The 11,807-nt window shown below is 51.1% G+C and carries 11 protein-coding genes; 4 read left to right on the top strand and 7 right to left on the bottom strand.

The window, feature by feature from the left end; translation table 11 throughout:
• Positions 1–8: 8 nt before the first annotated feature.
• Positions 9–1,175 carry a polysaccharide deacetylase family protein gene (locus JET16_RS21545; protein ID WP_199620279.1) on the bottom strand — a complete coding sequence of 389 codons (1,167 nt, stop codon included), beginning with the start codon at positions 1,173–1,175 and terminating at the stop codon, positions 9–11.
• 346 nt (positions 1,176–1,521) lie between these two features.
• Between JET16_RS21545 and JET16_RS21540 the strand changes: the two genes are divergently transcribed.
• The gene (locus JET16_RS21540; RefSeq protein WP_199620278.1) at positions 1,522–1,737 is read left to right on the top strand and encodes a hypothetical protein; all 216 of its coding nucleotides are present in this window, start codon (positions 1,522–1,524) and stop codon (positions 1,735–1,737) included.
• Positions 1,738–1,757: 20 nt separating this feature from the next.
• Here the strand turns inward: JET16_RS21540 and JET16_RS21535 are convergent, their stop codons facing one another.
• The 5 genes from JET16_RS21535 to JET16_RS21515 form a co-directional block, all read right to left on the bottom strand.
• On the bottom strand, positions 1,758–2,855 hold the full coding sequence (locus JET16_RS21535; protein ID WP_199620275.1) for a GerAB/ArcD/ProY family transporter: 1,098 nt from the start codon (positions 2,853–2,855) through the stop codon (positions 1,758–1,760).
• A 26-nt stretch (positions 2,856–2,881) separates the two neighbouring features.
• Positions 2,882–4,081 (bottom strand): Ger(x)C family spore germination protein, encoded by a 1,200-nt coding sequence (locus JET16_RS21530; protein ID WP_199620272.1) that lies wholly within the window; start codon positions 4,079–4,081, stop codon positions 2,882–2,884.
• Positions 4,071–5,663, bottom strand: a complete 1,593-nt coding sequence (locus tag JET16_RS21525; RefSeq protein WP_199620269.1) for a spore germination protein — start codon at positions 5,661–5,663, stop codon at positions 4,071–4,073. Before JET16_RS21525 ends, JET16_RS21530 begins: the two co-directional genes overlap by 11 nt.
• A 92-nt stretch (positions 5,664–5,755) precedes the next feature.
• Complete coding sequence (locus tag JET16_RS21520) at positions 5,756–6,904, bottom strand: glycosyltransferase family 61 protein (RefSeq protein ID WP_199620266.1); 1,149 nt, start codon at positions 6,902–6,904, stop codon at positions 5,756–5,758.
• Between the two features lie 17 nt (positions 6,905–6,921).
• The gene (locus JET16_RS21515; protein WP_199620263.1) at positions 6,922–7,704 is read right to left on the bottom strand and encodes a hypothetical protein; all 783 of its coding nucleotides are present in this window, start codon (positions 7,702–7,704) and stop codon (positions 6,922–6,924) included.
• 182 nt (positions 7,705–7,886) lie between these two features.
• Between JET16_RS21515 and JET16_RS21510 the strand changes: the two genes are divergently transcribed.
• The 3 genes from JET16_RS21510 (at position 7,887) to JET16_RS21500 (ending at position 9,953) form a co-directional block, all read left to right on the top strand.
• Positions 7,887–8,171 (top strand): hypothetical protein, encoded by a 285-nt coding sequence (locus JET16_RS21510; protein ID WP_199620262.1) that lies wholly within the window; start codon positions 7,887–7,889, stop codon positions 8,169–8,171.
• A gap of 28 nt (positions 8,172–8,199) precedes the next feature.
• Positions 8,200–8,571 carry a spore coat protein gene (locus JET16_RS21505; protein WP_199620260.1) on the top strand — a complete coding sequence of 124 codons (372 nt, stop codon included), beginning with the start codon at positions 8,200–8,202 and terminating at the stop codon, positions 8,569–8,571.
• 194 nt (positions 8,572–8,765) lie between these two features.
• Positions 8,766–9,953, top strand: coding sequence for an iron-containing alcohol dehydrogenase (locus JET16_RS21500; protein ID WP_199620258.1), 1,188 nt, complete (start codon positions 8,766–8,768; stop codon positions 9,951–9,953).
• A 109-nt stretch (positions 9,954–10,062) separates the two neighbouring features.
• On the opposite strand, the gene ptsP is transcribed toward JET16_RS21500, so the two are convergent.
• The gene (ptsP, locus tag JET16_RS21495) at positions 10,063–11,796 is read right to left on the bottom strand and encodes a phosphoenolpyruvate--protein phosphotransferase (RefSeq protein ID WP_199620256.1); all 1,734 of its coding nucleotides are present in this window, start codon (positions 11,794–11,796) and stop codon (positions 10,063–10,065) included.
• Positions 11,797–11,807: the final 11 nt, after the last annotated feature.

The raw sequence follows: 11,807 nt of genomic DNA, 5'->3' as shown, positions 1-11,807 counted from the left end.
GCTGGTGTTCAAGTCGCCGCCGTTTGATATGCTTGCGCCAACATTGCCTCTGCTTCCGATTTCAGCAAATATAGCCTGTTGTTTTCAAACCGGAACGACACATCGACAGCCGATTGTTCGGCAACCGTTCCTAACCGAACGGCTTTGCCCGCATTAGGACTGAACTCCAGCATCGTGCCGCCCATCGCCAACGCAGCGGTTTTCGATACCGGATCCCACGTTACAGTCCCTTTGCCGGACGCCCAGTCCCGCAAGGCGACCCACTCCCGCTCGGGATCTTCAGTCTTCCCCAATACTTGTACCGGCCGCGAAACGTCCGTTTCCGGGCGGGCGGCAAGCATCGGATGCGATTCACGGCTCGCCTCGTGAATGGCGGCCAGCACTTGTTCATGCTGCCTCTCGGTCATGCTGCGGTTCCACTTCAGCTTTCCGACGCGAAACGTCACCGGCTTCACCTTCTCCGTCAACACCTCAAAGCTGTAACCCTTACCTTTGAAATAACGAATAATTTCAGGCAGCGCTTCGACCGTCCCTTTATGGCCCGATCCGTCATGCATCAGCAGATTCACTTCATGCGACAATCTCGCCCGCTTTACATTGCGTACGATCTCCCCGGCGGGAACCCCGCGCCGTTTCGAATCGCCGGAATCGAGCGTCCAGTCGTGTATGATGTAACCCGCTTCTTGCAAATAAGAAAAATAGTGAGAATCGAAGTTTGTATACGTGCCGCCCGGCGCCCGCAATAGCCGCACCCGCTGGCCTGCAATCCGGGTCAGTGTTTCGTCGGTCTTGCGTACCTGCTCCCAAAAATGTAGGAAGCTGCTGTACAGATTTTCATATTCATGATCGTATGTATGATTGCCAAGCGCATGACCTTCGCCAGCGATACGTCGCACCGTTTCCTCTCTTGCTTCCGCCAATTCGCCAAGAACAAAGAAAGTCGCTTTCACGTCATGCTCTTTCAAAATATCCAACACCTGAGGAGTTAATTTGCTAGGACCGTCGTCAAAAGTTAAATATACCGTCGGCCTCTCAGGGATAACGTACTTTTGTTCGGCCGCTATTTCATTCGACTTAACCTCCGCACCCTCGGCCGCTCCCGCATATAACCACGAAAGAAGCAGCACCGTAACCATCGTCAACATTGCAGCTCTTATTCCCGAAGACACTCTCATTTATAATAACCTCCCGAATGAGTTTGCGGATTTGATAGATTATATGGGGGCGCTGCGAGAAATAGGACAAATTTTTTATTCCGCAAAAATGCAAAAAGCCGTTCCCGCGCAATAAGGGCACGCTGGGAACAGCTTTTTTTCATACGAATTACAAACGCAACTCTACCAATTTTTTAACCTGCGGTTATACATCGATCTCCGGCCGTGCAGGCGTCCGTCTTACGATGACATGCTCCAAAATGTTTCGAGGCATCTTATGCGCATAACCGGCTCCCAAACCGAATGAAAACGCCGGGTAATCATCATAATAATCGTTACAATACTAAGTGCGGGAAGTGAATCTAGGTTGCGGATACTTATGCTTTCTTTCGTGCTCTTTATCCTTAGCGCTTGCTTCGTTGTCGGCCTGGACTTGCTGCTGCAATACGATTTGCGTACATCACTTAAAAATTTGTTGACTCCATTCAGATTCTCGACGGGTCCGGAATACGTATTCATGTCGGTTATCGTACTGTACGTGTTCGTCAAACCGCTCGTTCTTAATCTCTTAAAGAAAAAGTAACCGCCGCCCGCCGCTTGCACTCACCCTTGCGGCCGGAACCGTCTGCGCACAGCGGCAGCCGCCAGCAGCAAGACCGGTATCCCCCCGCCGAACGTTAGCCAAACGGTGTATAATAATAAGTCCCCTTCTTCGATTTGCTCCAAAAAACTTCCGGCGATCATCATAGAAATATAAATAATGATAATTCCGACAGGATAAACAAGCCTGCGGTAGTCCCTTACTTGGAACAGATCCGCAGCCCCCATAACCGCCGCATAAAAATAAACGGCGACCTTAAAAAAATCGCCGATGATCAATGTGAGCACGACAAGCACATCCAACCGCTGAATAAACTCTCCTATATTGATCAAACTGATCGTGGCCAATAGCGGGAACGTAGCCCGTCCCGCGATATCTATACCGAGAACGGCTATGTTGACGGCGGTCGAGAAGCTGAGAATAAGTCCGCTGATCAACACCGCGGCGATCCCCGCGCGAATCCCCGGAACCGGATGATTCAAATATGGCAGCAAGAAAGTAAAACAGACCACTTCAACGTGAGGGAACTCGATGGTCTGCCGCAGCGTCGTGTCAATGACAGGGAGCCAGCCGTTGGCCAATACCGGAAGAAGACGGTTGACGTCAACTATTCCCGCGAATATCAGAAGGAGTATGCTGAACAGTCCGGCTGCCGCCAACACCGCCAAGAAGATTTGGGCCGTTCTTGCCAGCACTTCAATTCCTTTGCATAGAACGTACCCGACCGACATGACCATAATGGCGGCCACTATAATAACCGGCGTCCGATCCAACACCGCGCTGACAAGCAGATCCGCCCCCTCCCGCACATCTCTTGCCGCACCGTTAATGAACCAAAGCACGTACAGTAAACCCAGCGGCCAGCCGATCCATTTGCCCAATATCGCCCGCATATATCCTGTGAGCGAAAGCTGCGGGTACTTACGATAAAGCGAAGCGTACACAAGAAATACGGCCAAGCCAGCCGGCAGCCCAAGCAGAATGGCCAGCCAGGCGTCCTTCTCCGCCTTGATGCCTAGAACGCGAATGACCGCGGTTCCCATGTCAAACAGAACGAGTATCGCAAACAATTGTCCCGGACTGATTCTCGTTTTTTCCACCGCATTCACCGCCGTGTGTACCGCAATTATTTCTTTTCTTTGAAGAAGGGGCTCGTCCTCATGCCCGTACGCCGGATAATGGATTCGACGTTCACTTCGACGCCGCATTCCGCGAAAATCCGGCCCCAATCCTTCTCCATCTTCTTCCACGCCTTAGGACCCTCGCGTTCAACCGCTTCCCCGAATCCGAAAACATCGGTTTTCAGTTTTTGCGCGGCCTTCACGGCCGCCATTACATCTTTCTTGGTCGCTTTGTTCCATTGCCGCTGCAGCTTGAGAATTTCCGCCGATTTGTTGAGATCGACCGCACACAACGCTTCGCCGACATTGCCGATTTGTTTAATATGAATGCGGATGAGCGGCCGTTTCCCCTGAACCTTCGCCTCGAGCTTAGTCATGGAGCGAACAATTTCAATCGCGATTTTGCCCTTTTTCTTATCGCAATCGAGCACGACAATACTGCTTTGCATATTATTGGTAATCCACGAAACGCCCCGGGCCGGACCGTTATCGATCCATCCCGCCAGCTTGCCCTCCTTAATGAGGGCCATGCCGGCGATTTGCAATTTTGCCTTAAGCTCGGTCTCCTCCACATTCGATTTATTCTCCGCGGCCGGACGATCTCCGACAAGCTTTATTCCGCTGATTACCGGACCTCCACCTTTTCTCTGCAGCCCTCGGATCGCATCGTCGATCTCCACCTCGTAGCTCTCGCCCAGCGCTCTTCCCGTCACCTTCAGTTTTCCCAGAATGGCGTTGGCGGGTATTCCCTCCAGTGACGTCAGTGCCTTTAGAATCGTCTCGGCCTCGGCTCCTCTTGCAATGAACACCCTCGTCGTCATTCTCATCTCATGATCCCGTTCCATCAAATCGAATACCTCTTTGAGCCCCTCTCTCGCCAACCGTTCCCCGATGACGAAATCCCTCATGTGTTGAACGTTAATTCTTCGAGGCACTAGCAGCGACGCTTTACGGATCGCTTCGAACATAGTCTTACCCGTGCTGGAGTATACCGTAATCGGCACTGTTCTTCCGGTCGCTCTTTGTCCGGCGACTTCATTCGCGTTTACGATCTGAAACGTTACCCGGAATTCTCCCCGGGGCGCCTTATCGACTCCCATGGCCAAAGCCATGGACAACTCGTTCAATTCCCGGTAATTCCAGCAGCCCGCGAGGAGAAACATCGCTATGAACAAGAGACCAAGGAGGCCCGCTTTACGTTTCACGTTCTTCCTCTCCTCCCCATATCGGGCGGGAAGGCCCCTCCACTGCGCCCGACAACCGCGCACGCGTAGCCAACGTTTTGTACGGTGCACGCCATATCGCGTCCTGCTGATGCCTGAGTCCGAACGGAGCGAACGGAGACATGTACGGTACCCCGAAAGACCGCAAGCCGCACATGTGAGCCACCATCAGAATCATCCCCATGATAACTCCGTAGAAACCAAATGTGGATGCAGCAATCATCAACGGAAACCGGATCAGCCGCGCCGAGTTGGAAAGTGTGATGCCGGGCGTTGCAAAGCTGGCGATGCCGGTCAGCGCGACGATGATGACCATCATCGCCGTTACGATCCCCGCTTCCACAGCCGCTTGCCCCAACACGATGGCGCCGACGATCGACACCGCTTGTCCGATCGCTCTAGGCATTCGGGTTCCGGCCTCCCGCATAATCTCGAACGTGATTTCCATTATTAAAGCTTCGATGAATGCGGGAAACGGAACACCTTCGCGCTGAGCCAACAAATTGATGGCTAACGTCGTCGGGATCATCTCGTGGTGGTGGGTGGTTACGGCAATGTAGATGGACGGAAGCACGAGCAGAAGGAAAAAACTGAAATAACGGATCCATCGCATGAATACCGTGAAATCGAACCGCTGATAGTAATCTTCCGCCGCTTTGAAAAATTGCGAAAAGGTAGTCGGCAAGATAAGGGTGTTCGGTGTGCCGTCAACGAACACCGCGACCCGCCCTTCCAGCAAATTTCCGGCCACCACATCCGGCCGCTCCGTATTGAACACCGTCGGAAACGGCGTCAACGTTTCATCCTGAACCAATTCTTCGATATTGCCGGATTCCAACACGGCATCGATTCGAATGTCTTTCAACCGCCGCTTCACTTCCTCGACAAGCGAATCCTCCGCAATTTCCTTCAAGTACATAATTGCGACTTCCGTCTCCGACACGTTCCCGATTCTCATCGATTCCAGCCAAAGCTTCGGGCTTTTCAGTCTGCGCCGGATCAGGGAAACATTGGTGGCGAGAGATTCATTAAAGCTGTCTTTCGGACCGCGGATGTTGACTTCTGTTTTCGGCTCCGATACGCTTCTCCATTCGCCGCCCCGAATGTTTCCGACGATCGCCCCCGGACACCCGTGGACAAATACAGCGATTTCTCCGGATAAAATGTGATACAGCATCCCGTTCCAGTCGTTCTTAACCTTGACATCGCCGACAGTCACCGCGCGTGACAGGATGACGTCAAACATGCTCTGGGGTTCGATCGGTTTCCCCGCGTCTTTCTCAGGTTCCAACAATAACGCGCGGGCGACAAAGTCATTCACCTTGTCCTTGTTCGTCAACCCGTCTAAATAGACGGCCGCAACCCGGATTTGCGGTTCGATTCCTATGTCAAACGTGCGGACAACCACATCCGGACTATTCCCCAGCTCTTGCTTGATACGGTTCAGCGTGAGCTGCAGATCGAGCTCAAGCGGTTCGTTCTTCTCGGCAAATCCGATCTCGCGAATGCGTTCTTTGTTCTTCTTGTGTTTCTTCTTCAATCGAGAAAGCCATCGCAGTGACATAAGCAGGCCCCATTCAACATCGGTTCTGTTTCCAGTATTCGACATTTGAACGGCAACTATGCAATGGACAGACGAGTCGTTGATTGCTTGATTCAAGCTTCAATACCTGTAAGCTTCATAATGCCCGCCAATTGATCGATATCCACTTCAATATGCTGATTGTAGTGAGGTATTCCTGCAACTCTAATAAATTCAAACAAGCTTTTCGAAGAGAACCCTCTCTTGCCGAGTAAATAATAATAATCTAGACCGGCGTAATTGCTCATGACCCAATAGATTGTATTCACATAGTAAGGAGAGAATATCTCGACGACCTTCGTCCCCGGTCTGCAGAAAATAATGTTCGTCAAATTCGCTCCGTGGGGAGCAACGACGATATCCGCAGACGCGAAAATTCGGATTTGTTCGGTTACCGGCATACCGCTTAGCGTCATTTTTTTAAAACCGTACTTTTCCAGCAACCCCATTACCTGCTTCTCATTGACGACATTCCTGCAATCGGAGTCTTCACGGCTTATATAAATCCTTCTATACACATTTGAATGCCCGTACGCAATATACTTGGCAAACTCCTTTCTAAGAAACCGAACGGTCCATGCGGGATAATGAGACCGGCTCCCGATCAAGGAGGGCACAAGCAGCTTCTCGGCATTCAGTTGTACATTCCCGTCAATAGTTATTCTTGCGTCCGGAGGAATACCCAGCATATTCAACGTTTCGTCTTGGAACGACAGCAATGGTTTGTAATACGTATTCAACACATACTTGTCTACGGCTATTCCTGTTTTCCTAATTAAATCAATGCGAGGGAGCACGTCCATCATCCAATGGAAATACGAATCGCTTGCCGTATGGGTAAGAACGCCCAGCGTTCCCCCGCAGTTTTTAATACGCGGCAATATTAATTGCCGAAAGACGGAATGCTCCTCGGGAGATGTCTCCCAATACTCCATCGAGACATCCCACAACAGTTTATTGTCATCCGTGATGACGGCCCCCTTCCGCCCCCATAACCTGCCGCCGGGAATAACCGCCACAAACGCGTTCAGATGAACGCGCTGGTGGAATTGCCGAGGCATTGCTGAAGTATCCAACCCTTTCGGCATTGTAAAATTACTAGGATGATCGTTGTAAAATTCCATAAAATTTTGTTCCGGTTGGCCGGCGCGGAACCACTCCTCCGTGGTCCGGTAATATCCTGAAGGCGGCAAACGCTCTTGTTCCCAGAGTATTTCGGTCAATTGAAACTCCTCCTTTCTTAACAAATCGGGAGCATGGGAATATGGATCACTTTCGGCATCCCGTCGGCAGCGAACCGAATTTCTTGATCGCTGTATTCCCGCGACTTTCCAACGATCCGATACTCCCCGTGCGGCAGATCATTAAACCGATATTTTCCCTCGCTGCCGATAACCATTTCCCTTATCAGTTTATCTTTATCGAATAATTGAACTTTCCCCTCGGTTAAACGCTCTGCGGTAAATTTATGGTACACCGCACCGCCAACGGAGCATACCAAGGCACCTTCCTTGCTCAGCCACAAACCGTTGTTCAATTGCTGCAGCATTTCTTTGTCAGGAACCTTATAGTTATCGGAGGCAGCGAATGAAATACGATCCCATGTATTTCGATCCTTAAACACTATCGCGTCTCTTGGAGTAAAACCGAACAAATGATTGTACGGCTCTACCGGATCGGGCAAACCGGGAATGACGATGTCTTCCAATTGAAATGAGAGTTTTCTCGTATCATTGTTCAAACCCGCTGCTTTCGGCACGAATGAAGAGCTGGAGACAATCTCCAGTACCCCTTTCATTACAGGCTTTATTTTCGCATGAACGGTAAAATTCCCAGCGTCGATTTCCGATTGTTCAACGAGTTCTCCGTTAATATAAATTGAGATGACGAGATGTTCAGGCCATATATATTTGAAGCCGTAAATAAATAATGATGTTTCTCTTCTGATCGTAGGCAAAGAAATCATATATCTGGCAGAGACCCACCCGTCGAAATAGCGACCCGTAAATTGTTCATCCTTCATATTAATCTCACCTTTCTCTATCAATCTATGGAATAGAGAAATAGAAGAAACGGCGGCAGACCAATATTTTTCATATTTTCAACCCCCCAGACATTGGAATGTTGGGCCGTTTGATAATAATGGATACTTTTCCATCGCTCGGGACAAAATAACATAAACTCGAGAAAAGGAAATGATCGCTAATGCAGCAAAACCAAATGCAAGGCCAACAACAGCAGCCGGTCATGCAGCAGCCGCCGCAGGTCATCACCACGAAGGACCATTTGTACTTAAAGGACCAGTTGTCTTGGGAACTGATCGCGATGAAAAAATGCCGTCATTTCGCCGGCGAATGCTCCGATCAAGAAATCGTCCAAGCCATCGATCAGGCGGGCCAAATGCACCTGCGTCATTACGAAATGCTGTTGAACCATCTGCAAAACAACAACATGGTCGAAATGCAAAAGGTGCAGCAGCTGCAGCAATAAGTGATTTATTATAAGGAGCGTGCCTGAAATGAACCAGAACCAAAACCAGAGCCAGAATCAAAATCCGAATGCGATTAAAAACCCGAAACCGCCTTATGAACCAAATGTCAAAGGTCCCGAGATGAACGACCGCGACCGGCTCAACGACATTTTGGCGCTGGAAAAATACTTGACGGACAGCTTTAACGTATCCGCCAGAGAAGCAAGCCATTCAAACCTGCACCAAGACATTATGACCATCCTGAACGAGACGCACCAATGCCAGTATGAGATGTACCAGTTAATGTTCCGGAAAGGACACTACAAGCTGGAGGCTGAGGATCAGAACAAGCTTGACCAGACCCATAAACAGTTCAACAACTATTCTTCTCAATTCCCTTATCCAAGCGCGCTTCAATAACGCAACAAAGAAAGGCCATGGCCTCAGAGGTCATGGCCTTTCCCTTTATTACACGGTCTTGCTGCTATGCGTGTGCGGTCGAAGTTCTTTTTGTGCTTCGATAGAAGTTTTTCTTATTACAGTGTAAAATTATCCTGCAATTATTTGATAACTAGGGGGATGAGTTACATGATAGCTCCGGCGGAGAAATCGCAATGGCGATGAACGCTTTTCAGTTCGCGGGCACACCGGCGATTTATTTTGGCGTAGGGACCGCATTGAAGCTTGTCGATGCGCTTCCGCAGGGGACGCGCCGCGTCTTGTTTGTGATGGGCGGCTTCCAGCGGACGAATGCGGAGTATTGGGAAATGATTACCGCCTCTCTCGCCGGGAAAAATATCGCTTTTGACACCGTACATATCCATCACGAACCGACAGTGGAATGGGTCGACGACGTAACGGACCGTTACCGGCCGCAGCCGTTCGATGCGGTCGTCGCAATAGGCGGCGGCAGTGCTATGGACGCAGGCAAAGCCGTCGCGGCGATGCTTCTCACCGAGCCCGGCGATACGATTCTGAACTATTTGGAGGGACAGCCGGCGTATCGGCCGCACAACGGCAACAAGGTGTTCTTTGTCGCGATCCCGACCACTTCCGGAACCGGGAGCGAAACGACGAAGAACGCGGTCATTTCCATTCCCGGCGGGTTCAAGCGCTCGATCCGGCACGACCGGTTTATTCCGGACGTTGCGATTGTAGACGGACAATTAACGCTCAGCTGCCCTCCCTCCGTTAAGGCCGCGAGCGGCTTGGACGCTCTTACGCAGTTAATCGAATCGTATGTGTCGACGAAGGCCTCTCCGCTAACCGACGCGCTGGCGCTTTCAGGCATTGAAGCAGCCGCGAGGAGCCTGCTTCCGATCTGCACGCATGCTGCGGATAATGCGGCGCTGCACGAACAAATAGCCTACGCTTCCATGCTTTCCGGCATCACATTGGCGAATGCCGGACTCGGCCTCGTTCACGGCTTTGCCGGACCCCTTGGCGGCAGCTTTCCGATTCCGCACGGCGTTATTTGCGGGACTCTCTTGGCGGAAGTAACGAAACGGAACATTGAACAGTTGGCAAAGGAGACGAGCGATACGGCAGCGGAAGCGTTAGCGAAGTACGCTAAAGTCGGCGCCATCTTGACCGGGCGCGACGATAGAGATGTGAGAGCTAGCTGCGAACGGTTGGCGGCGGTCTTGGAGGAATGGACCGAACTGCTGGAAATCCCGGTATTGGGCTGGTTTGGCGTCGACGCGAATAACATCGACGCCGTTATTGCCGCCGCCGACAACAAACAAAGTCCCGTCCAGCTGGGTAGCGCCATCATGCGCGAGATACTGCTTGCAAGGCTATAACTCCCTTTTCAAGCAGTAACTTGTTCTGCAGCCCGTTTTGTGTTTTATCGCGACCGCGGCACGCACAAAAGACGCTAACCTCTTACGGCTAGCGTCTCTTCTTAACTTTCTACACGCCTATATTTTCAAGAAAAGCTTCCAGCGCTTCTCTAACCTGCGCCGGCGTATCCATTTCCAATATCCGATCGGCAAGCTTCATGCATTCTTGCCGATCCAATCGTGTAATAACCTGCTTTATCTTCGGAATAGCGGTCGGAGACATGCTCCATTCATGCAAGCCCAAGCCGATCAACAGCGGGGCGGCCAACGGATCTCCCGCCATGCTTCCGCACATTCCGGTCCATTTATTATGATTGTCGGATGCGTCGATCACATGTTTTATCAGACGAATGACGGACGGATGGAAATAATCGTATAAATAAGAAACCTTCTCGTTCATTCGATCCACTGCAACCGTATATTGCACCAAATCGTTCGTTCCGATGCTGAAGAAGTCCACCTGCTTCGCAAAATTCGGGGCCAGCAGCGCGGCTGACGGGATTTCAACCATGATCCCCAGTTCAATCGTATCGGCGACCGGAGTTCCTTCATTTGCAAGCTGTTCACGCACTTCCTCGTAAATCGCCTTCGCTTGCGTCCACTCTTCCATCCCCGAAATCATGGGAAACATGATCTTTACATTCCCATGTACGCTCGCACGCAAAATCGCTCTCAATTGCGTAACGAAGAGCTCCTTCTTGTCCAAGCAAAGCCGGATCGCGCGATAACCGAGAAACGGGTTCATTTCATCAGGAAGATCCAAATAAGGCAGTTCCTTATCCCCGCCGATATCGAGCGTGCGGATTATGACCGGTTTCCCCTTCATCGCTTCCGCAACGGATTTATACGCTTCATATTGCGTCGCTTCGTCAGGCATTTCCGAACGGCTCATAAATAAAAACTCCGTTCTGTATAAGCCGACGCCTTCAGCGCCTTTGTCGAGCAATCCTGCCGTCTCTTCGGGAGTGCCGATATTTGCGGCAACCTCTACGCCAAATCCGTCCACTGTCACCGCGGCCCGCCCGGCAAACTCTCTAATCTCCTGAAGCCGCGCTTCTTCACTTTCCATCTTCACTCGATACGCGTCCGCCGTCCCGGCCGACGGATTCACAATGCATTCGCCCGTAGTGCCGTCAATAATTAGTTCATCGCCGCCCCGAATTTCATCCAACCCGGACCCGAGTCCCAAAACAGCGGATATTCCCAATGAATTCGCCAATATGGCGGTATGAGACGTTTTTCCGCCTACACGCGTAACAAAACCAAGGACAAAGCTTTTATCGAGCTGCACGGTATCCGAAGGAGTGAGATCGTCCGCAACGATTATCACTTTCTCGTCAATTTCCGTCAGCCGCTTTCCCCCATGCCCCACGAGCTGTCCCAACAGCCGGCTTCCTACATCCCGGACGTCGGCTGCTCTCTCCCGCATGTATTCATTGGGCATGCTTTCAAACACGTCCGCAACTTGCTTCACAATTTTCTGAACCGCCGTTTCCGCGCTGCATTGCTCATTCTGAATGAGCTTCTGCATCGGAGGATAGAAGCCGGGATCGTTCAAGAAGCTGATTTGCCCCTTAAGGATCGCCGCCTTTTCTTCCCCTAATTTGACTTTCGCGCGCTCAATGAGCGACTCCAGCTCGTGTATGCATTTGGTTTTCGCATCTTCAAGCCGGGGAAGCTCCGTTTCCGGATCTCCCGGCGTATGCTCAACCGTCTCGGCAATACGAACGGGTGCGTAAACGAACGCTTTCCCGATTCGAATTCCCTCGGACACTCCCAAACCTTGGATTTTTTTTTCAGACATGACGTATCCTC

The organism is Paenibacillus alkalitolerans (assembly GCF_016482785.1).
GTDB classification, from domain to species: Bacteria; Bacillota; Bacilli; order Paenibacillales; family YIM-B00363; genus Paenibacillus_AE; species Paenibacillus_AE alkalitolerans.
Note: the sequence above shows the minus strand (reverse complement) of the source record. Positions and strands in the feature narration are given on the sequence as shown.